The organism is Paenibacillus alba, from assembly GCF_013204855.1.
Classification (GTDB): Bacteria; Bacillota; Bacilli; order Paenibacillales; family NBRC-103111; genus Paenibacillus_E; species Paenibacillus_E alba.
On record NZ_JABMKZ010000024.1, the window covers coordinates 14,615 to 38,014 of the forward strand.

Here is a 23,400-nt window from a genome sequence, read left to right on the forward strand (position 1 = left end):
GGCTGGCTCCCCCGCATCTTTTAGCGTTTGTTAAAACGATCCGTTGCCGCTTGGTACACCTCGACAGCACGGTTGATGTTCATTTTGTTCATTTGTTCAACCGCTTTATCGAAATCCTCAATGGACGCAGCACCCATGATCACTTTCGTGATTTTCTCAGTCAGAAGCGTGCTTACATCATTCAAAATTTTCGCTGTTTCCTTCGCTTCGTCCGTTGTCAGCGCCACAGGAGGAAGCATGACTTTGAAGGCATTTGCTGTATATTTGGCATATACTTTGGCCGCATCTTTTTGAGCTTGCAATTGGTAGTACTGATCGTTGTAACGATCGTCATCTAAGCCGGAGAAGCTGTAATTGGCAATAAAATACTTAGCCATAGCTTGGCTGATTGGGAGATTGTCCGGGTTTTTCAAGATCAAGTCCGTATATTTCGGTTGACCGTTTTCTTTCGTATAGGTTTGGCCTTCAATACCAAAGTTTTTGAGCAGCGCGCCTTCTTCACTGTATAGATAATCAAGCGCTTTGACCGTCTCAGCTGCATGTTTATTGGCACTAGTGAGGACTGTCCCTACGTTATCGTACTCCCATGCCGCTTTGACGAATTTCGGCTCGTCGCCTTTTTTCAAGACCGGATATTGCACCGCAGACAGTTGCGCTTTGGCATCCGTTTTTTGCAGAGCAGGCATATAAGTCCCGATGCTGCCGCCAATGAAGCCGTAGAAAGCTCCCGCTTTACCGGATGTGATTTTCGCATCCATCGTTTTCGTATCATTCGAAGCGAAGTCTTGGTCAATCAGACCTTCTTTGTACCATCTTTGCATCGTCGTCAAATATTGCTTGAATTCCGGCTGCGCCGGTCCGAACTTCACCTTGCCGTTATCGAGGTAGAAGCTATCGGATGTCGCCGTAGTTCCCATACCCGCAACGCCATAGGCTCCCGCGAAATCAGCGAAAGAAATCGGATAGTCTTTGCGAAGCGTGAAAGGAATCACATTTTTCTTCTCTTTAAAAGCTTTCAGCACCGTTTCCCACTCATCCATCGTTTCCGGCTGCTTGAGTCCGAGCTCGTCCAGCCAGTCTTGACGAATAACCATGCCGCTGAATGTTTTGTATTGACCATACTTGCCTGCACGCAAATGAGGCAGCACATAGATGTCGCCGTTATCCGCTTTGATTTGCTTGGCGATTTGCGGGTTCTCGTCCAGTACCTTTTTCAGGTTCGGCGCGTTTTTCTCGATCAGCTCATTCAATTTAATGATGGTGCCGTCTTTGAACATTTTGGACAAGCCGCCCTGTACGTTGTTCCAGTTCCACAGCATCGCATCCGGCAAATTATTAGAAGCAATCATAACCCCGTATTGCTGGATATCATCTTGTGTGGTGTTTCCTGAGGAATGCTGGAAATCCACTTTCACATTCGTTTTCTTTTCCCATTCTTTGACGAATGGCAGCTCGCTCAAGCTTTTGACAACTGCTTTTGCGTTGGGATTAAGTGGTGTCCAGTACTTCACATTGACAGGTTCTTTAGAAGCCGCTGCCGTTGCTGCGGGCGTTGCACTTTCTTTTGTTGAAGATCCTGAGTTGCCACAAGCGGCAACTAACGATAGCGCGAGAATGGATGCCGCAACTGGCAGCACTTTGAATTGAGATTGTCTTTTCATCGAAACACTCCCCTTATTTGTATAATCCGACGTTCCCGCCGTGAAAGCGGGCGTGGCCTGTGAATGAAGCATATACGATGCAGAATGGTGCCGTATATCGGCAATTCTTCGTTGGTATTGTTTTCTTCAGAAACGGAATCGGCGTTATTTGGCGCATCATCGTTTTATTAGAATGAGCTCCTAGACAAAAGAAAAATCGCCCGTTCCACCGCTAATTGAGCCGGTTTCGAGACGATTATCCTTCATAGCTTATTCGCTGATCAATACTTCAATACCTAGCGCCTCTATGGTATCAATCCATTCCTTCGGGCATCCTGCGTCCGTAATCAACATCGAGATATCCTCCAGCTTGGACACTCTGGCAAAGGTAGCCATCCCGAACTTCGTATGGTCCGTAAGGACAATCGCTTCCTCCGCCCGCTGCATCATCTTCCGTGAAATAACGGCTTCCCCCAAATGGAAATCCGTAATTCCATCAGCCAACGAAATACCGCCAACCGAGACGAACGCCTTATTCACCTTAAATTGATCGAGCGTCTGATCCGTTAAAACGCCACTAACGGCTTTATACTCGGCATTCACTTCTCCGCCCGCAAAAATAATCCTGCCTCTAAAGGTTTCCAAAGCTAGATTCAGGATCGGAATAGAGTGCGTAATGATGGTGACATTCGTACGATCCTTCAAATAGGGCAGCATTTCAATCGTCGTCGTCCCATTGTCCAGCATAATGGTTTCGCCATCTTGAACTAGCGAAGCGGCAAGTTTCCCAATCGCCATTTTCTCCGGCCTCATCATCTGCGCCCGCTTAAGGAAAGGCGGCTCCACCAGCTCCATGCGCATCTTCACGGCGCCGCCATATACCTTGCGCAGCTTGCCTTCCTTCTCCAGCCGATCCAAATCACGCCTCACCGTTTCCGTCGAAACGGCAAGCAGCTCCGACAGGTGATGCACCTGGACTTTTCCTTCCATCTCCAGCTGATTCAGGATCGTCATCCTGCGATCTTCAAAGGTTAAAGACATGTTGGCCTCCTGCCATGACCGATAGTTTGTATATGTCGTTGTTTTTTGTTGTTTTTATTAGTGTAGGGTCACGGCATGAACCTGTCAACCGGATGTCGGATTGGGAGGGAGGCGCAATGCTCTATTGGGCAAAAAGGGGGCTTAGCTGGCTTGTGCTGGAAAGTAGGCGCGGTTAACTAATTTAGGAATAGATACTCCATTGGGTCATATGAGTGCTAACCTAACTAGTGGTGAACGAGGTACCATTGGCGCACTATTCAACAGCCGCGGGCGGACAAGGGCAAAAAAACTTACATACTGACAGAGGAACCTTCTACTAAATACGTTCCTAATTTAGCCGATAGTCGAAAACCTGCAATTGTGCATCCTTTTACTCTCTGGAATACCCCAAATTCATATATTCCTGCAAAAATGCAGGCTTTTTCAGCTTTTTGTTTGATTTCACTCTGGAAAGCTTAAAATGCCTGCACTTTTGCAGGTTTTCCGCTTTTTCGCACGATTTCACGGAAAATACCTGCTCTTTTGCATCTTTTGGGGTAAGCGGCCGCGCATGATCACGCTCGTTGGCTGAGGGCTCTACCTATGCTCTTCACGCCGAAGGCTATCCCACAATTAACGCCAAGCCAAAATAACCTCCAACACCACATTAAATGTGGAGCTGAAGGTTATTCATCCTATCATGCCGTTAATGGAGCGGCTTCAACGCTGATCTACGGCGTAATCCGCAAAACAGGCCGGCTTGCCGCCGTCGCATTCTCTTTGGAGCCGTAGCTGACATACGTTGCAGAGCCGCCTGTCAGCGAGGAAACCTCAATCGCTACGTTTTTATTCGCGGAGGAGAGTGCACTCCGCACTTGGTCCGTTACATCGATCCAGACATAGCTGCCTGCCGCAGGAACTTTCCATTCTGCCAGTGGGAGAGAGGCTGCTGGCTTATTGTTCCACGTCAGCGTGTTCTCAGACCATGGCTGCGCGACCACCTTCGCTTGATGTCTCACATCAACGCTGGGTGTCCCGCCTTCCGACAACAGGATGGCTGCCCGCGTCATCGTTCCGCTGTAGGAGGAAAGATCGAACTGCACGAAAGCGGTGCGGTTGTAGCCGACGCTCTCATTTTTAACCTCCATATACCCTGCGGTCCCGTAATTCGTATTCCCGGTACTGCCATCCCGCACCCAGGCATCGGCCGAACTCGAAATGATAGTTGGGGCTGTGTTCCCAAACTTGGCGTGGAACGATTTCCCATAGGAACCGTTAACGTCAACCGACAGTTTCAGGGTAGGACTGTACTGCGTAACTGTAATCCCTGTATCCAGCCAAATGGCATTCGCATAGCTGCGGTTCAGCTCCACCTCAATGGTTCCCGTATTAGCCTGAGTCGGATCACTGATGGCCAAATCCAACAAACCTCCGGCTTCTTGGACCAACAAAGACGACTTCTTATTGACGGTGATCAGGCTGCCGCCATTCCCATCCCCGATTGTTTTGAGCCCGTCTTGCCATACATTCGCGGCTACCAGGTTCAAGTCCGTTTCCTTGACAGCTTGCGCGCTTGTCGTATTTTCTACGATCGCAACTGTGGGATTCGCCGCATAATTCTGTACTTGCGCGCTGCTCATATTCGGAAGCATGACATAGCTGTAAGCTGCATTGCTTGGATTCGTCCCGTGGTTCATCCATAACGTCATGTAATTAGCTGCAACCTGCTCTTTATAATTGCTTAGCACCAGCTTAGGCCGATAGGCAGCGTTCGCATTCTCTCGACTGGCATAGTAAACCCAACCATTAGCGTCCGCTGGGGAAGTTGCTGTAATCCGCAGTGAAAATACTTTCTGATTGCCTGCAAGTGCGGCTTGCAGAGCTTTGGTCACATCAATCGTGATCGGCGTCCCTGCCTGCATCCCGCTCCATTGCTGAAGTGGCGACAGCGGTACCGAGCTTGGCTTATTCGCCCAAAGCAATCCCGATTCGGTCCAGCTGTTGTCCGCAACCCATTCAGCGGTATGCTGAATCGTATTCGCTGTTGTCCCAACGGAGGTAGGAACCAGCGTCACTTTAGCCGTGTCAAAAGTAACCCCATCCGGTACAAACGCACTGACATCAAACTTCAGGTAGCTTTCTCTGGCATAGCCGCCGGTATCATTCTTCACAAGCAACGTGGATTCTGTCCCATGATTGGCTTCATTTTGCCTGACATAAGAATCCTCTGTATTAAACACGGTATATACGTTAGCCGTTGCTTGATTGATCTCGTTCCAAGTCCCCGTGCGCGCTTCCCGCTTCGCTTGAATCGTCGTGCCGCTTGGGAAATAGTATCCAACACTGGCGTCATTGCCACCCGTATCTCCTTGCAGATGCAGCCAGTTGGTTCCACTTAGCGCGGATGACCAGCCCAATGTGGTCGGCTGTGCGCTGCCATTCACGGTGAAAGCATTGCTGCCGCTTATTTGGCGATTATCCACGATGGTTTCTACCTTACGCGGAGTTCCATCCCAGCCATTCCCCGATTGTCCCGTATTCGTTATCCCTGCTCCAAGCGCTACGATTTCGTTGTCGAAAGTGAACCATGATTTTTTGGCAGTCAAATTCGACGGCGTCACAATCGCTCCGCCATTCCCGATATCGCCGGGCGCCTTCAAGTCCATGCCAATGGCCCCATAGCTGCCCAGCAGTTCAGCCCCACCTGTCCAGCTATTCGGACTCATGTAATTCGTCCAGTTGCTGCTGGTGGTCCGCGTCTGTGTATCGACTGTTGTGCCTGGAAGACGATAAGGATTTACGGTTGGCCAGTAGTTTTCATATTGCGCCTTATCCGCATTATATAAATAGGTCATACCGTCGCCGGTGTACCAGCCTTTGACATTATTTTTGTTGCCGGATTCATATTTATCTACCCGCTTGGATGACATACTGATGCCAAAGCCATATCCAGGCCGCAGCTGCAGAGCACGATCCTGATTCGGGAACAGGAACTGTCCGAGCTTCTCCCCTCGAGAAGGAATCGACGCATCCGCTGCGATTTGTTTCAGCTGCACATATTGATAAATCGGCGCCGCATCCAGAATTTGATTCGTCAAATCCTGCGTAATCCAATATTTCAGCATGCTCTGAATCGCTTGTTTGGGATTGCCGGGATATGCGGCCCCCAGCTGGTCATTCGTCGCAGGCGCTGTCAGCAGCAGATAACAAATCGAAGACATGAGCCCCTTGGCGGTGAGAATGGGATCGGTATCCTTCAAACCTAATGCAGGACCATAGGCGATATTTCGCCCTCTCACCATATCCATAACATTCCCATTGTAAATGAAGGGCTCCACGGAATAAAAATCCACCGGTACGCATGCCATTTGTTCGTATCCGTGACATCCCAGCTGGAACCGCTTAGGATATGCAGCAGAATGCCTACATCATTAAGCAATGATGTTCCATAACCGCCGATGTAGGGCATTGCCGCATGCTGGATAAATGAGCCGTCCGCATAAAACCCGTCACGGGCCGATGTATTGACGGCAGACGCTGGAGACACATAAGCAAACACGCTGCTCAGCGCATCACGGGCATCAGCCAGCTTCGCTGAATCTTTCATAATAATGCCTCTATAGGCAACCGCAATCGCTTGATCCAGTAAATTCGCTCCGGTCATCACCGGGCTGCCGCTCACTGTTCTGGCCGCTGAGTTCGGGATGAACCGATTGACAGCATCCATATAACTGGTTACCTGCACAGGCGTCAGCTCATTTTTCATCAGAAGCACAGTTTTGGTCAGAATCTGCGGCACCCCAATTTGCCAATGGAACCAGTTGCCATATGTTGCAACGGTCGTGTTGTACTTCTGAACATTTAACCAATCAAGTGCGTTAATCACGTCTGTTTTGAGCGCAGCATTCTGATACATGACCGAACCCGGTGTGTAATAGCCCACAATCATCGCATACAAACGCCCATAAGAACCAGAAATATCTCCTGATTTGGTAAAGCTGTCCGTACTCGTAAAAGGCATGTCCACCCATAAATAAGTACGATCTACACTGCGATTCATCAGATCCCAGTATCCTTTGCCACTTGTGCAAGGCGCCTGTGCAGCAGAGCATGAGGATATGAGGCTGTCCATGGCTGAAATTTTCGCCTGAAGCAAGGCATCCGTTACAGGCACAACATATTCCCCATCACCGAGAAGCAGTCTTTGCAGCTTCGTCCTCAACCCATCGTACTCATCACTTGCCTGTACATACCTTGGGCTGATCCCTACTGCACATACGCTCACTACGACCAGACAAAGGCATAGCAGACTTACCGATCGAAGCAATTTAGACATCGTATTAAATCCCTCCTTAGCTAAATGACTTGCTTACCAAGGATAAATTGTAATCGCTTTCTCGTATATCGACGATTTTTAGCTGATCGCTTTTTTTTATGAAAAAGCTCATTCTTTCGTTTTGATCCAGGAATGGGATTTGTTCTGTGAGGTACCAGCTCATGATAACGGCGTAAATTTTGCATTGACAGTCAGAAGGAATAGGAGATACAATTGTCAACAAACAACATGATTTTATTATAAAACAACATAAATACTACAACATGTACCAAAATACAATGTTTACTCAGGATTCGCATCCGGGCATGCCCACGCGTTTACTTTCACTCATAGTTTGGAGATGGTCCCGTGTTTATCGTTTCACTGCTCCTTGTCGTTGCCTCAGGTCTTACGCACGCCGTATGGAGTCTATTCACCAAAAGAAGCCACAATAAAAGTGTTTTCCTGTGGGCTATCGTCATGGTAACCACAATTGGGCTCCTTCCCTATTTAATCAGAGAACTGTGGATGAATCCTTTGTCTCTGAAAGCGTACGGATTTTTACTTTTATCTGCCTGTCTACAAAGCATCTATGCCCTGCTGTTGGCTCGAACGTACAATATGGGCGATCTTTCCCAAGTCTATCCGATTATGCGCGGCACCAGTACCCTGTTTATTCCGATCGGCAGCGTCTTGTTTCTTCGTGAATCCTTATCTGGATATGGATGGCTTGGATTGCTTTGCATGGTCTTTGGATTCCTTTGGCTTAGCGGTATTTTCACCCGTAAACCAACATCCATTGACGCAGGTACAGTCAAACCATTCCTTATGGCCCTTAGTGTCGGCTTATGTACGACCTGTTACGTTTTTGTTGATCGCATCAACCTTCAGCATGTTTCCGCGATCTCATTGCTAGAGGTGACGAATATCGGGTTCATGGCTGCCCTGACGCCGATTGTTCTCCGCTCGAAACAGATCCGCATGGAATGGAAGCTGAATGCCAAAATCATTTTACTCGGTGCGCTCCTTAACCCAGGCTCTTACTTGCTATTTTTATTCGCTATGCAATATGCTCCTGTCGCCCATATCTCGCCAATCCGTGAAATCGGCACCGTATTTGCCACCATTCTCGGCATTGTTGTACTCAAAGAAAAACAAGGAACACTGCGCATTATTTGTTCAATTCTCATTTTGATCGGCATTCTGGTTATTAGCTTCTTTGGTTAACAGTGACAACAGCCTTCGTTCCAGTTACATAGCAGAAACCTGCAATTATGCATCTTTTTTGCCCCCGGTATAACCTTAATGATGAAATTCCTGCGTATCTGCATGCTTTTTAGGCCTTTTCTGGATTTGAGGATGAAAAGGCTAATAATACCTGCACAATCGCAGGCATTTCCACTTTTCACACGTTTTCGTCAAAAAAACCTGCACTTTCGCAGGCTTTCCAGTTACGTGAACCAAACGCTTTATTCGCCAGAAAGGTGCGCCCCTGAAACCGCAATAAGGACAATGGTTGTGTGCTGCTCTGCTGGCATCGAAAATGTCAACATTGACATTATCCCATAATCATTTTATTATGATGTCAGTGAGTACTGACATCGTTACGAAAGAGGGATGGCATGGATAACAGCAAGCTGGGAAGCGGCGAAAAGCTTCTGTTAGCAGCGCTCAATTTAATTGCGGAAAAAGGCTACAATGGGGTAACCACCCTTGAAATTGCCACCGCCGCAGGGCTGAGCGAGAAAACCCTGTTTCGTCATTTCGGCAGCAAGCAGAAACTCCTCGAAGCGGCTTTCGACCGCTATCACTACGCGGAAGAGATGAAGAAGCTTTTTAGTGAAAAGCTCGTATGGGACTTGGAAGAGGACCTGCTTCTGGTCAGTAAAACCTATCATGAAATCATGAACCGCAACCGGAAAATGATTCAAATCAGCTTCAAAGAAGAAAGCCAACTCCCCGGATTCCGCGAACGAACGCATAGGCATCCGCTGCAGCTGCTGGATATCTTAACGAATTATTTCATCACGATGGCCGAAAAAGGGAAAATAATTCCTGTCGACCCGGAGGCGCATGCCTTCGCCTTTATGATGATGCATTTCGGGGCTTTCATGAATGATCTCGACAGCCATAAATACTATGCCAGTATTTCACTTGAGCCATTTATTCAGAATAGCGTAAAAATTTTTGCTAGGGCTTTGAAACCCTAGTTTTTTTACCAAAGTATTGTCAGTCAGTACTGACAGTCTATTTTAAAAAGGACGTGATCCCCTATGAAAGTATCCACACAAGATCAGCAGCAAATCGGCAACAAATTAATGCGTGTCTTAATGTTCACCCTGACACTCTCCATGATGAGCGGCATCATGTTCAACATTGCCCTGCCTAAGATTAGTCTGGATTTCTCCCTTACGATCGCACAGGTCAGTTGGCTCTCCTCTGCCTACATTCTGATCTATGCCATTGGCGCAGTCACCTATGGAAAGCTGGCAGATCGCTACAAGCTCAAGAGCTTGGTGACCTTCGGGCTCCTTCTATTCACTGTAGGCTCCTTGATCGGTCTGGCCTCCCACACCTTTGCAGTGGCCTTAATCGCACGATGCCTGCAATCGGCTGGAGCCGCTGTTATTCCCGCCATTGCGATGATTATCCCTTTGCGCTACTTCGCTCCTGAGCGAAGAGGTTTCGCACTTAGTATGACCGCAGTTGGTTTGGCGTTCGGTAATGCGCTAGGACCCGTCATCGCGGCTTTAATCGTGAGTACCCTGCACTGGCGCTGGTTATTCGCTGTCACTTTACTTGTGCTGATCACACTTCCCTTTTACCGGAAGTATTTAGGGAATGAACAACCGGGAGCAGCTGGCAAGTTCGATTGGATCGGCGGTTTGCTGCTGGGTGTTACCATCGGCTTATTCCTGCTCAGTGTAACCAAGGGCCTCTGGCTTCTATTGGGTGGACTACTTGCCTTGGGATTATTTATAGCACGTATCTGCACAGCCGGAGATCCTTTCATTGCTCCCAAACTTTTTCAAAATAAGAAGTATACCCTTGGATTAACCATTGCGTTCCTCATCAGCGGAACCTGCTGCTCGCTTTTCGTGCTGAGCCCGCTCCTCTTGACGGATATTCAAAAGCTGCCCTCCGTTTGGATCGGCTTCGCGATGGTCCCGGCTGCCATTGCTTCTGCCTTTTTTGGACGTAAAGGAGGCAGACTCGCAGATATCAAAGGCAACTCGTTTGTCGTTACTGTGGCTTCCAGCTTACTGCTGAGCTGCTTTGTTTTACTATCGACTTTTACCGGCGGATCCCCGCTGTTGATTGCTGTTTTTTTGATACTTGGCAATGTGGGGCAATCCTTCATCGTCATCGCCATATCCAATTCAGTTTCAAGAACCTTGCCTACAGATCAAGTTGGCGTTGGCATGGGCATGTTGTCGATGGTCAATTTCATCTCGCAAGGGATCGCCATTGGCATATACAGCAAGGTCGTGGATCTTGGATCCGCAGGAGTCCCGCATTGGAACCCGTTATACTGCTATTCCTCCGGTTCTATTTATAGTAATATCTGCCTCGTCATAGCCGTCTTGCAGCTTGTCGTTTTCATGCTCTACTTCCTCACATTTGGTAGAGAGAAGCAGAAGAAAGCTATGGTTTCGAAGGAAACGGAGACTGCTGCTTTATCGAATATTTAGAAGTGTGTGCTGCAAACATATTCGTCTCAAACAGATGTCATTTACCACTACACAACAATAATAGGCTGTCTCAAACGTCGAAAATGACTGCGAGGCAGCCCCTTCTGTTTTAGTGGCTCAATTGGGTACCGCTAACTGCAATAGCATCTGCAATTGCGACTGCAACCCCAACCCTGTTAGCAAATTCCACTGGAATTACTACAGTGTTATCAGGTTTGGGAGGTAGAAATACTGTTTTAACTGGAGTTTATCCAGTGAAATGCAAAAAACACCTTCCTAGAGGCCGCAAACCCAAATTCCACTGGAATTACTACAGTGTTATCGGGTTTCGGAAGGAGGAAATGCTGCTTTGACTGGAGTTTATCCAGTGAAATGCAAAAAACGCCTTCCTAGAGGGCACAGACAAGAAGCTGCATTAAAAGTCTGAAAGACCCCAGAGAATAATAAAAAGAAACCTCTCTTTGGCAAAATGGAGGTAGCACCCAACCATTTGAACAAAAAGAGAGATTTCTTTGTTTACATATACCCTAGATCACAGCCTATTTCTTTGAATCAAAATCTACTCCGCTCCACTGCCTGCCGAAGCCGCTTCCCGCATCGCGGCAGATAGCGCATCCTCAATGGAATCGCCGCCGCTGCGCACCGTGCTAGCCATCTCAGCGCTGTACGCCCACCACCGAACGCGAACATTCATAGGCTCTGAGGTTTGCTGCACTTTCACGCCGATACGGAATGTCCCTTTCTGCGGATAAGCGATAGTACCAATCTTCACTTCAGGCGCATCCGGCTCAAATTCACTGCCTTTGAACACATCGGAAGCTCCGCCATACACACGATCCCCGCTGGACAGCATATCGGAGAACGCATCGCCGCTGCTCTCTTCCAGACTCGTGATGATCAGCACATTGCCTTCCCCGAGGCCATGCGCGATTTCGCCGGAGAAAAAGCTCTTGGTCGCTCGCCCGAATGGCGATACCGCGATCTTCGTAAACGGCTCGACGGGAATATCCGCCACACCGCTCAGAATACCGGCAATACCGCTGCCGCCACCGGCGGGAATGCTTAAATCAAAAGAAAGCTCACTAATCGCTTTATTATAGTTCACTTTGAATTCCGGAGGTTGACCCGGTGCCAAGGTTTTCACTTTGGACTTGGTCACGAACTGACCAGCTGTATCTTCGCGATATTGGCTCGTTTGCCCAAGTCTGTACATGACCGAAGAGTTATAGACATATTCGCCGAATGGAACCTGCTCAACATTTTCAATGACATATGTCGCTCCCATTTTGATCAAGCAGATCTTAGCCAAGTAAATACATGGTTCCGTAGGGGCTTCTAACGAGGCTTCCAATGACTGCTTCACGAAATCATTCATAAGCTTCTCATGAACAGATGTAGGGATAATCTGCACTTCGCCTACCGCTTGCGCTTGAATATCCAGCTGTCTGTCATCAAGCTTCAAAACAGCCGATCCCTGCTGAACGCCGATTGTGCTTTTCACAGAAGCTGTACTGTCAGCTCTAAGCAGTACCTTCATTTCATACTCGCTATCCGGCTCATCCTGCGGCTCTTGGAACGCTATGGTTGTGCCATCCATCGCTTCTACACGATCAGCCGCTAATTCATATTGAAAGGATAATCGGCCAGCTTTAAGCGTTTTCTCGAAGCGCAGCTTCATCTCGAACAATTGCCCTGGGTTCACATAACGTGGTGTTGTTTGTAGAACACGCACTTTGGAATCTTGATACAGCACGACCGTCTGATCCGACAAATTAGCCAAAGGCAGCGAAGCCGGATCAGGCGCATCCTCGCGAATAAATACGCGGTAGCTCTCCAACACCCGATTATAATCATTAATTTCATCCGAACGAACGGATGAATTGGCAACGGCATGAACAGGCTCTTTATCCTTTTCGTCATAGGCGATGCAGAGATACACATTCTTCGCGTATTCATTGTTGCTGAATCCATCCATCATCGACAGCTTCAGCGTCATCGGTGTTGGCACAACAATTTCCCGGCCAAGCGCGTCGATTGCAGCCCCCATTTCCACGGAAACGGATTTATCATCCACCGCAACAACCTGCAGACCTGTCAGCACGCCGGAGCCATGCAGCAGGCGATTCATCATTCGGCGCTTGTCGTTGAAATACTTTTGCTCGGACTCGAAATCCCTAACCGTCAACAGCTTTCCATAGAAATACCGATTTCGTTCAAACGGGTAATATCGTGTTTTTTTCATAACTTTCCCCTCACCTTCCAAGGCTCATTTCGTTTATTCGATTTCGGAATCCAGTCCCAAGCGTGTATGTATATCCATTCGTTTATCGCGGTCGATATCAATCAACACCGTGTTGTAAGGCATTGACGAACGCTGATCGAGCGTTAATAACGTAGGTTCAGATAAGTAAGTGTTAATGCCCAAATACGTATGCATATCTGCGTACATCCACGGCTGAAGCACGATCAGCTTGCCTTCGGTGTAGGCGGGCTTGTGGTCTTCAATGATCTGCTCGATCGTCATTCGCTGTGCATCCGTACGGACGAATTCCGGTTTAAGCATGAGGCAGAAGCAATACGGATTATCGCCATACAATTGGGCAAAAAGCTGCCGCAGCTCCGATGTCTCCTGCATTTGCTTAAATTGAAAATATTCAAGCAAGAACGGCTCGGAACCCGTATAAATCTTCACCATATTGATCAAGCCCTCGCGAGTCCCACGCAGCTTATAGAGCTCAGGAGCCTGCTTAATCAGCTTCCTTAGCTTGACCTCACCCCAAGCTTCATGATCCGTAATCGCCAGCCAACGGCCCAGCCACTCCAGATAAGTGCCGGAGACAGCATCCGGATCAAAATGCGCGGAGATATGATCAATTTTATCCTCCATGTCATCGAAAAACGTACTAAACATCGCCAGAAACCGCTCCAGAAAAGGACTATGTTCAGCATCCTGCTGGTACATCGGGGGGAGATAGGCAATCAATGAGGTTCTCGGGTAATACACCCGCAGCTTGCGGATAAACGGCGATTTCTGTTCACTGCCAATGAGCTCAATTTTGAACCAGAGATAACGACCCTTGGCATTCATGAGCAGCGCGTCCTTAGGATTCAAAATCGGCTCCGACCATAGGTCACGCGTTGCCGTCAGCTTCGTATGAACCGGAATGCCGGGGTCCGTGAAATAGCTCGTATACGACACGTAATCGCCATCTACAAGCCCCTCGCTCTCATCCGATGCGAAATATGAAAAACGAACCTGCGTTTCCTCGGGAATGTCGGCTTCCAAGCGGATTTTGTGCCACTCGAGCTCCGTCTCTGTCGTATCCAGCTCTGCTGAGAAATAGACGGCCTCCGGCAATTGAGTATCCTCCAGCAGCATCGTGCGAGCACGCAGATCGAGCAGACTAATCTGTCCGCTGATCCGATCAAAAACATACAAACGGTTGCGCCCATCATGCAGCAATTTATCCGTTCGCCCACGAAAGCCTGTCACCTTATCCATCTGCTCGCCATTACCGCGATATTTCAAAATAAAGCGTTCGGTGACCCCTTCTTGCTGTGCGTACCCGCTATCCCCTATAAAGAGATTATGATTCGTATCAATGGAAATGCCTGCAAACCGCCCCTCTTGCTCAAGCTTAACATGCAGCGGATCCCGACCATCCTCATGGAAGATCGTCACCGTCCGAAGTTTGGCATCCAGCAGCGCCAATGTCCCATCTGAGGCAGCGGTAAAATAACGCGAATGAAGCGCTGTTATTTCAGAGGCTGTTTCCAGTCGGTGAGCTTCATGCTCATACACCTGCATAACCTCGCCAGCTGCGTTCCATGCGATAATGCCAATCCTGCCGCCTTGGGGCACTTCCGGATTTCCATTCATACCAACACTAATATCCAAAGGAACTGTCGTATACAGTGTAGTGGCAGATGCTAATTTCGTATTAACTGACAGCGGGAACAGTTCTAATCCATCCCATTCATTCAAAGCCCACATCGTTTGTCCATTCGAAATAGCGTACACAGCAAGTCGTCTTTCACTAGCCGGATTCGCATCTGCGATGACAAGGAGATCAGACATGGACGCTAGCATCGCTTGATTGCTGAACAAGTGATGACCCTGACGGAATAACAGCTCCCGATGGCGGCTTTCATCCTCATAGATCCACACATTCGATGCCTCATCCAGTAAAATGAGCTTCCGACCAGGCCCCACCGCCATATCGCAAATGGAAGGAACGCCTTCCAGCTCGTCCGTGCGAACGATGCGATGAATGCTATACTTCTCGGTCTGCCCGATCGAAAATCCATGCTCCTGCATATCGATATTCGCTTCATAACCTTGCTCCCAATCCAGCGGCTTGTTCAGTGAAAAAAAAGTTTGTCCATCCTGCATCGTTCGTCACCTCATCTCGTCTCTACATAATGATTTATACATCGGTCTGACTAATCGTTTCTACTTCGTGATCACCTGAATAAACCAACGCATATGGCGGGATATGAATATCACCGGCGGCATCCTTATGGAAACCTGTGCCTTCCGCATCCAACCAGATGTCCTGCACATAAACCACGCCTTTCATGCGTGAAATGACCCCATATATATCGCCCTTATAGACCGTTCGTCCAAAACGCCAGCCCTCAGAGCCCTGTCCAAGATCCATCGGCTGAAGCAATAGTCTTAACGCTTGTGTAATTGCCCGCTGTTCATTTTTAAATTTGGGCTCCATAACCACAATGGCATGAACGGTAAGCTTAATATATTCAGCCGGAATCACATGAAGTTCTGTTGTTAAAAGACGATGCCGATCCAAATGCTGCTTAATCGTTTGCAAAAAGCCCTTGCCTGCCTTCGGCTTATCGCTTTCGCTGTATGGAACGACAACGATGGTCATCTGTGCCGGCGCTTTGATCTTCGGATAATCCCGCATGCCTGGCTTGTAGAGCGGGATCGCTTTGACCCGCGCGACGCGCAGCCCTGGCGTGGCCTTGGCAATCGCCTCGTAATCCTCGGCGGTTACGGCTCTTGTCGGCGTGCTGAGCTCGCGCTGTACGCGAAGCTTCGCTTGATCGAGCGTCTCCGCTTCGAGGCCGCCCCGTGCCGGGAAGGCGTTCGTGACGCTCACGCCAGGCACTTCCGTGAAGCCGGTCACCAGACCGTCCTTCACGTTGCCTCGCACACCCCCGCCGGCTTGCAGCCGGATGAACCGAATATTCGGTTCCACGGACTTCGGCGGCGTAAGGCCCGCTTCGTTATTGCCGAAGCGGATGGTTCCGGCAGCAGCGTCGTAGACGTAATGGCGGTCCGTGGACTTCGAATTGTCGATGTCATCCACGGCCTGCCAGTCGTCCCAGACGACGCTGGTCTCTCCGCGCGGCCTAGAGCCCACCTGCAGCAGCAGGCTGCTGGGCTTATAGATCAGGCCGCGGCTGACCTCAAAGGTCTGCCCAGGCAGACCTTTGCTGCCCCCGACATAACGGCCGTAGTCGAACTCGGCCGTATAGGCAATGAGCCGCACCCGCTGCGCGCCCTGCGGCGGGATGCTGCCGTGCACGCCGTCGCCGAAGCGCAGACGGGTGACGCGACGGGCCGAATCCTGCTGCAGCTCGCAGCAGTAATCAGCCGGCCCGCAAGCCGCAAGCTGCGCGACGGCCTGCCAGTCGCGCCAGCGCCCTTGCTCGTCCTGCACCTGTATCGTGTGCAGGCCGTTGTAGGCTAGATAAGAGCTTGCCTCAAAGCTCTGATTCGGCTCTCCGCTGCTCGTGAAGGAAGTAACTTCACTAAAGGTTTCCACCTGAGCCGCCTTCACGGCATTCAGGCTTACCTTCTCAATCTTCGGCGACAGCTCGTAGCCATCCTCCTCAAGCGTACAACAAATCCAATACCGGCTGCGATCATCCGCTGGGTACAAGGCGATCGGCTTCATCTCGGATGTGACACGAAAACGGAGTTCACCGCTTTGCGATAAGTGAACAGTCGTATCACTGACCGATTCGATGGGCAGCCAGCTTTCACTCATTCCTTGCTGTCCTGCGCCCGCGAAAGTCCAAGCTACCTTGGCCGATGATATCATTGGCGCTGTTCCGTTAACCGTACTAGCCATCGTTACCGGATAACGATCGAACAATTTAAAAGAAATCGAGATCTCCGTTTGCTCCGGCAATGCGCGATCAAATCCTAGATACAGATGCGCCCCTTTACGCGCCTCAGGGCCAAAAGCATAATATGCGATCTTCGCATGGTTATTCGAAGTGAAGTCACCCGCCGCTGTTTCAGTACGAACCAGTACTTTCTCCAGAGTCGAAGGCACGAGCTGAACCGTGCCCACCGTCTCATAACGCTGATCCATCGCTTGCAGCGGTGTTCCCTTCGGGAGCACAAGCTGCTGCTGTAAGCCTGTGAACGATACCTCGCAAACGGCGGATACCGCTTCATGCGGACGAATGCCAAGCAGCTTCAGAAACTTCCGCTCGCTGCGCTCTGTCACGCGATTCAAATAGTACTGCTGCAACTCCGTCACCCACGACATCAACTCCAGCAGCGTAATCCCCGGATCATGCTCGTTCTCATCCGTCCACTCCGGAAATAGCTTCGGAATCGACTTCCGGGCTTCCTGCACCATCTGTTCAAACATGCGGTCATCCAAATTAGGAATCGGCAGCACTTGTACTCACCTCCTTCGAATAGGCTACTTTTAACGACTTGCTCACAACCGCCTAACCGCTACAGAGCATTCACAACGACCTTGTGCTTCCCACTCACGATGATCCCATGCGGCAAAGCTGGGAGACGGTTCACGTCAAGTTCAATTCGTTCGCTGTCTTCCAGTTTGTATACGGTCATGTAGAGCTTCTCTACATGGCTGATTGCTCGAATGGATTTCAATAACGCGTAGAAAACTGATGGGTGAATTTGCTGGCCAATTCCCCAGCCTTTGCCGTCGAAGTTGCCGGTAAGCGGATCGAGGAAGCGATCCAGCTTGTCCATCGCTTGAATTTCTGTAGCAACGACAGCATCCATCCCCTCCACAGCAACGATTGCTGACACGGAGATTTCCATATATACCGGTTCGATAACTTGCAATCGTTCAGGAAATGCAACCAAACTGGAAGCCCTTTGCAAAATATACCGCTCAACTTGCTTCTTTAATTCCGGGAATGTGGAGCTGCCCTGCTGGCCTTCTTTGGGCAAAATGACAAGGGTCATAGCCCCGACCTCTTTATTCATATAAGCATTGCGGTTCGCAATGCAGGTGACTTTGGCAATGTTCGGATAAGCTTCACGCGCTAGCCACTCGTAGTCTTTGGACGAGACGGCCCGGTCTCGATGCTTGAGAAGCTCAGGTCCGCGCTGCAAAGCCGAGTCCAGCTTCTCCGCTTGGCACCCGCCAGAGGCTGGCTCTGGGTTATATACCTCGCCGACAAAAGCAATCGAATCCTGCATCTGATTAATTTGCCGTGCTGCTGTATTGCCGATTTGGCCAGCAGTCACTTGGTACGTTACTTTCAGCTGCTCAAGTCCGCCTTTGGGAGGATGCATCCCATGAATGCCGTCGCCTACCCGAATTCGGCCGAAGGTACGATCAATCATGTAATGACGATCCCGATGTCCGGAATCCGCCATTTGGCGAACGGCAGTCCAGCGAACCCATACCTGCAGCAGGTTGCCATCCGAATCTCGACTGATATCCATCATCGGGGTTCCCGCATGCTCATATTCCACAATTTCTTCTTCGGTTATGAACTCGGACTCATCCACCCATACTTCTTCCGATACGATGCTGCCACGGCTTAACTGATATTCCAGTTCTTCCAGCCCCTTCGGATCAGGAACCTCTCCAATGATCGTTTCCTGCTGCAGCACATGCACCGTATTCATATATAATCCGTGGATCGTCGGAATTTGGATATGACCCGTCAAATCATCATATTTATCATCACGATTCACTGCACGAACCCAGTAGCCATCTCGGCCAAATAACGAAGCTCCGGCAAAATCGGAAGGTCCAACGAACTGCACCGTTCCGCTCTGCGTCAAACCGTTGGTGCCATCAATCACTTTAAGAGCTACCCATTCCGGAGGAAGTCCGGGCATTAACCCAGCCCGCAAGTATTCCCATTCCAACAAAGGGATATCCTGTTCAGAAAAACGCTGCTGTTTCACCGAAACGAACAAGGAAATCGGACCTTTCACTGGCGGTGTGTCAAAAGCAAGATGCAAGGCGGGATGACTGCCTTCCAAGGGTTGAAAGGGTTCAAATCCCCCCTCGAGCTGCCGGCTATAACGTGTGCGATCTACAAATACCGTATTATTCAACGCCAAGCAGTTTTCCGCCGGATAAAGACGATCATCATAGCGATACGTTAATGCGACTTCATCAATCCACGGCGAAAGGTAAACCGCTTGTGCCACATAAGCATTCTCGATATGCAAAATCCGCGCTCGTATCCACCAATTATCATTGCCGTTCACATAGGTCGCTTCCAGATCCGCTGGGCAGCGGAAGTGAATATCTTTACGCACCTTTTGCTCTTGCGGGTAATAAAATAGCTTCTCCGCTTCTTTGCCTACCTCAAGCCGCACCCAGGATGAGCCGTTCCAATACTCCCAAGCGACCTGCATGACGGTAACATGAGTGACCGGCGGCTTATCGAACTTGGATTTTTTCATCACCATTTTCCAATCGACTTGCTCGGTCAGCTCCGGCTGAAAGCGATTCTGAATCGCTTGAAGTCCGAAGCTCAGCTTGATATCGCCGTCTTTTTTCGTAAACACTTCCTGACTCCCGATATAGAAGGAACCATACAGCGCAAACTGATCGCCAAACGGATAAAACCCAGTCCGGTCTGCGGCAACATCATTATAAAACATCAAATCGGGCTGAATGCCGCCCGTTTCAAGCGTATCCACATAATCCGTTTTGAATGAAATGTGATCCATGGAAAGCTTGCTGTCTGCCAGTGTTTGTCCACCCTGCGCAAGCGGCTTTAAACGGCACTGGATGTATCGCCCTACTGTTCCGTTCACTTCCTGCTCGGCAAGCTCATCTGCTTGACCTTTCAATAGAAGAATTCGATTGCCACTAGCTTCAACTTGATCAAATGGCTTCCAACCGTCCGCGGTAGCATACAGCCACTCTGTCAGTGCAGGGTCCGCCAGCTGGCTGGTCATCGCAAGCTCGTCAAAGCGCCTCTTGGAATTGCGGAATTCAATTTCAATACGTGCCGTGCTAGAGAGGGTGAAAAGTGAGCTGTGCTGCAAATAAATCGCATGCTCCTGCAAATTGTCGCCATCCTGCAAGCAAAATAGCTTCGTCGGACAAGCTTGTCCTTGCCGAGATGCGGCAACAAAGTCTTGGGATATGCGCAAAATTTTATCCTGCTTCCGGCTTGTCATATAGACATCTGTCAGCAATGCAGGAGTGAGAAGTGCACTGCGGGCAGTCTCATACAAAATGTAGCCATCCTCGGCAGCGGCCGCAACTTGAGTTCCCGCTGAAATATATACCGACTCTTTCGTGCCTTCGTTCAGAGCAAACGTCACATAGCTGCTAGCCGGACGCGCCGGGAGCAAAGTCACATCGAACATGTTGAGGAAAGAGATCAAATTCTTCGTCGGCACACGATTCAGCCGTTTGATATTGTCATGAAACATATCGGCGAACATGAGGAACAACGCGGAACCTGGGTCCGGGTTATCCGGCGTAAACCGCCATTCCGGCGTGTAATAAGGCGCCATTTCCTTCATTTGCGTGATCAAATCAGGAATATCCCTAGGATCAATTTTGGGAGGTTGCACAGCTCCACCTCCTCTCTGTATATATTGTCATCGCTTCCGCAGCCTCTTTCTATTTGGAACCCTCATATAAATAAAAAGGATACACTTGGTTGAATAAGTTATTCGTCGTACGAACCAGATACGAAATCCGAATCATCACTTTACCGGGGTCATCGACTTCCGGCACAGCTTTCACATCCACTTCGTGAACTCTTGGTTCCCAGTTGCGGATCGCTTCCTGTATGTTGCTTTCCAGCAGATGAAGCGAGGTGTCATCCGTTAAGCCGAATATAAATTCTTGAACGCCGCACCCAAAGCTAGGCCGCATGACCCTTTCTCCTTGCGTCGTGCCGAGGATGACGCGGATCGCTTCAGCAATGTCTTCCTCATACTCGGACATCCGGATTCGCCCCGTTGCAGGATCGACCTGAATCGGGAATTTCCAGCCTCGTCCCAAAAATGCTTCCGACATCCCATCCCCGCCCCTCGCTAATTGATTTTGACCATGCTGCCTTTAATATTAATAATGCCGTCTGACTTCAGATCCAGTGTAGCTCCTGCTTTCAGAGCCATCGTAGCCGAAGCTTCTATGTTAATTTGCGTTGATTTAATTTTGATTTCTTTTGAGCTTTCAATGGCTACATCGCCTTTGGCATTTAACGTGATTTTGGAGCTGCTGCTCACGACCGAAATCTCATTGGCTGATCCGCCCTTGATTACAATTTTGTTATTGCCACTCTGATCGGCTATCGAAATACTGTCATCTTTATCTTTCAGCTCGATAATTTGGCCCTTTTTTGTTTTGATTGTGATGCTCTCGTCACCGCTCTTATCATTGAAGGATAATTCATGACCAGAACGTGATTTGATCATACGCAAATCATTTTTCTCCGCAGGAGCAGGAGGCATATTCTTCGGATTCCAAAGCATGCCAATGACGAAGGGCTGGCGCAGTTCCCCCAGATGAAAGGCAACCAATACCTCATCATTCACTTCCGGGATGAATAGACTGCCCATATCCTTGCCGCCCATAAATGTTGCGATGCGCACCCAATCTGTTTCCGTATCGGTCTCCTGCATAGGCAGCTTTAATTTCACACGGCCCATCTTATCTGGATCATTATTATTCGTGACAACAGCGACCATGACTCCGCCTATTTTCTGGCTGGCGAAATCCGTCACACCGCCTATCGTGATATCGGGAGCCTTGAACATTATACCGCATTCCCTCCAATCTGAAAGCGAGTTGTGTAGCCCTCATCATCAAAAATATGCGTAGCCCCAGTAAGATAATAGGGTTGATCGAATTTTTTGCCGACACCGCTGAGCTTGATATAGCGCCCGGCCCGGATCTCCGGAATCCCGATACATTCCCCAGTACCGCTAATCAGCTTCATCGCCCGCCGGTTGAGCAGCGCATCCGCATAGGTTTTCGCTTCCTCCGCAGATGCCGCATTCGTATAAATATGTTCCACGAAATCGCCTTTGGAAGCCAGCAAATCCTTGCCTGTCTTGGAGTTGGAACCCAGCTTGGCAATCGTGCCCGATTCGCCCTGAATCACTTTCAGCTCTTTGTTGTCCCAAGCCCGAACCGTTACACCTGTAATTTGCTCGGATAGATTCATGTCAAGCGTAAGACTGCGCAGCGTTTTGCCCATTTCGAGTGTCATAACTGCCGTCATTTCCGTAAGCGGCTTGCGAAAATATAAGTTTTTGCCAACGATGAAGAAATCGTAATTGACCAAATTAGCCAAGTTTTGAATAAAATGAAAATCGTTGATTTGGCTTTGAGAAATCGTTGGAAATTCTGTCGTGGTTGCATCAATATGAACCTTGGCTCCATACGTTTTGGCGATCTCTGTAACCACATCGCTATATTTCTTTTTATTCCATGAACGCGACCTCGTGCCCTTCATCATCAGATAAGACATGTCCATCCCCCGCACGATGAGACCTGGCGCACCGTCTTCCGGGAAATCAACAACAACAGAAGTAATAAATCCCGTAAATACAGGGGTAAACTTATCCACATAGCCTAGACTGATATCTATGGCTTTGCCTAACGTAAATTCGGAAATCCACTGGAAATCGTTCTTCATGACATCATAGGCATTCGTGACTCGGAATGAAAAAGAATCCGCTGTGCCATCAATCGACGTTTCCACTCGGATGGTGGCAATCGCCATATTCTCCGAAATTTTCGTTCCGTCAACGGTAATAAGATAAGCCGGAGCAAAGAATTCTTTATACTTTTTAGCTAATTCATCATAGGTCGAAGAGCTTGAATCCAGTTGTAATGTGGCCATCGGCTTAGTCCAATCTTGGGACTGAAATGCGGCGCCCCGTTACGACTTTAAGTGGATTATCAATTTGATTCGCCTTGGCGATTTCCCGCCACAACGTCGGATCTTCATATTCATGGGCGGCCAGCATCCAGAGCTGCTCGCCTTGGTTCAGCATTTTCTGCTTCGTACGGTCCGCAGAGTGGCGGGGAATCGTTTGAAGCTGCTCTTTTTTGTTGTGCCAAGAACGAAACACGACATTCAGCTTAGCCCTGACAGGAACTCCGGTGTCCAAAAACATCGTAAACTGCTGTGTCACTTTCTCTACGACCCCTTTGAAATCCAAGGAACCCCAGACGAATCGGCAAATCGGCGGCGCATGCAGTTCCTTCTCTACATCCAGTAAACCGGATATTTTCTTCGTATAGTCACGGACGTCCGTCCCTTTTTCATACGTATCAAAATAAAAATCCATGGAAAGCGATGTTGTTCCGCCACTCACGAATTGACCAATCGGCATGGACAGACCTGGCACTGTTTTCCAAGAGTAGCTGTTTTTCGTGTCGAGTGTATATTCACCTGGGTTAAATAAAACGGGTACGTTCTCTTTGCTGTTTCCTTTGTCGACGATAATCATCGCTTTCTTGAGTGCCATTCAGGTCAGTCCTTTCTACTA

General features: G+C 49.1%; 15 protein-coding genes. 3 read left to right on the forward strand and 12 right to left on the reverse strand.

What is annotated here, in order from left to right:
• Positions 1 to 20 precede the first annotated feature (20 nt).
• From HQN90_RS24835 to HQN90_RS38945, 4 genes are all read right to left on the reverse strand, one after another.
• Positions 21 to 1,661: a type 2 periplasmic-binding domain-containing protein gene (locus HQN90_RS24835; protein ID WP_173223715.1), complete on the reverse strand. Its 1,641-nt coding sequence runs from the start codon at positions 1,659 to 1,661 to the stop codon at positions 21 to 23.
• Positions 1,662 to 1,910: 249 nt separating this feature from the next.
• Positions 1,911 to 2,681: a DeoR/GlpR family DNA-binding transcription regulator gene (locus HQN90_RS24840; RefSeq protein ID WP_173223717.1), complete on the reverse strand. Its 771-nt coding sequence runs from the start codon at positions 2,679 to 2,681 to the stop codon at positions 1,911 to 1,913.
• Positions 2,682 to 3,391: 710 nt separating this feature from the next.
• On the reverse strand, positions 3,392 to 5,998 hold the full coding sequence (locus HQN90_RS38940) for a polysaccharide lyase family 8 super-sandwich domain-containing protein (protein ID WP_338042379.1): 2,607 nt from the start codon (positions 5,996 to 5,998) through the stop codon (positions 3,392 to 3,394).
• Entirely contained in the window at positions 5,956 to 6,996 is a 1,041-nt protein-coding gene (locus tag HQN90_RS38945) for a chondroitinase family polysaccharide lyase (protein WP_246362824.1), read from the reverse strand. Before HQN90_RS38945 ends, HQN90_RS38940 begins: the two co-directional genes overlap by 43 nt.
• A 348-nt stretch (positions 6,997 to 7,344) precedes the next feature.
• Between HQN90_RS38945 and HQN90_RS24850 the strand changes: the two genes are divergently transcribed.
• The 3 genes from HQN90_RS24850 to HQN90_RS24860 all read left to right on the forward strand — a co-directional run bounded on the left by HQN90_RS24850 (position 7,345) and on the right by HQN90_RS24860 (position 10,667).
• Positions 7,345 to 8,202, forward strand: a complete 858-nt coding sequence (locus HQN90_RS24850) for an EamA family transporter (protein ID WP_173223719.1) — start codon at positions 7,345 to 7,347, stop codon at positions 8,200 to 8,202.
• 395 nt (positions 8,203 to 8,597) lie between these two features.
• Entirely contained in the window at positions 8,598 to 9,185 is a 588-nt protein-coding gene (locus tag HQN90_RS24855; protein WP_173223721.1) for a TetR/AcrR family transcriptional regulator, read from the forward strand.
• Positions 9,186 to 9,248: 63 nt separating this feature from the next.
• The gene (locus HQN90_RS24860) at positions 9,249 to 10,667 is read left to right on the forward strand and encodes an MFS transporter (protein ID WP_173223723.1); all 1,419 of its coding nucleotides are present in this window, start codon (positions 9,249 to 9,251) and stop codon (positions 10,665 to 10,667) included.
• A gap of 559 nt (positions 10,668 to 11,226) precedes the next feature.
• Here HQN90_RS24860 and HQN90_RS24865 read toward each other — a convergent pair.
• Genes HQN90_RS24865 through HQN90_RS24900 form a run of 8 tightly spaced genes read right to left on the reverse strand, consistent with a single transcriptional unit; the run spans position 11,227 to position 23,379 of the window.
• Positions 11,227 to 12,909 (reverse strand): hypothetical protein, encoded by a 1,683-nt coding sequence (locus HQN90_RS24865; protein ID WP_173223725.1) that lies wholly within the window; start codon positions 12,907 to 12,909, stop codon positions 11,227 to 11,229.
• 33 nt (positions 12,910 to 12,942) lie between these two features.
• Positions 12,943 to 15,060 carry a phage tail protein gene (locus tag HQN90_RS24870; RefSeq protein WP_173223727.1) on the reverse strand — a complete coding sequence of 706 codons (2,118 nt, stop codon included), beginning with the start codon at positions 15,058 to 15,060 and terminating at the stop codon, positions 12,943 to 12,945.
• Between the two features lie 34 nt (positions 15,061 to 15,094).
• Positions 15,095 to 17,329, reverse strand: a complete 2,235-nt coding sequence (locus HQN90_RS24875) for a putative baseplate assembly protein (RefSeq protein ID WP_173223729.1) — start codon at positions 17,327 to 17,329, stop codon at positions 15,095 to 15,097.
• Between the two features lie 59 nt (positions 17,330 to 17,388).
• Entirely contained in the window at positions 17,389 to 20,463 is a 3,075-nt protein-coding gene (locus tag HQN90_RS39690; protein WP_173223731.1) for a baseplate J/gp47 family protein, read from the reverse strand.
• Positions 20,464 to 20,512: 49 nt separating this feature from the next.
• Positions 20,513 to 20,914 carry a GPW/gp25 family protein gene (locus HQN90_RS24885; protein ID WP_173223733.1) on the reverse strand — a complete coding sequence of 134 codons (402 nt, stop codon included), beginning with the start codon at positions 20,912 to 20,914 and terminating at the stop codon, positions 20,513 to 20,515.
• A 17-nt stretch (positions 20,915 to 20,931) separates the two neighbouring features.
• Positions 20,932 to 21,657: a phage baseplate assembly protein V gene (locus HQN90_RS24890; protein ID WP_173223735.1), complete on the reverse strand. Its 726-nt coding sequence runs from the start codon at positions 21,655 to 21,657 to the stop codon at positions 20,932 to 20,934.
• Positions 21,657 to 22,748 carry a phage late control D family protein gene (locus HQN90_RS24895; RefSeq protein WP_173223737.1) on the reverse strand — a complete coding sequence of 364 codons (1,092 nt, stop codon included), beginning with the start codon at positions 22,746 to 22,748 and terminating at the stop codon, positions 21,657 to 21,659. The genes HQN90_RS24890 and HQN90_RS24895 overlap by 1 nt, the downstream gene beginning before the upstream one ends.
• A 4-nt stretch (positions 22,749 to 22,752) precedes the next feature.
• Positions 22,753 to 23,379, reverse strand: a complete 627-nt coding sequence (locus HQN90_RS24900; protein ID WP_173223740.1) for a CIS tube protein — start codon at positions 23,377 to 23,379, stop codon at positions 22,753 to 22,755.
• Between the last annotated feature and the right edge of the window lie 21 nt (positions 23,380 to 23,400).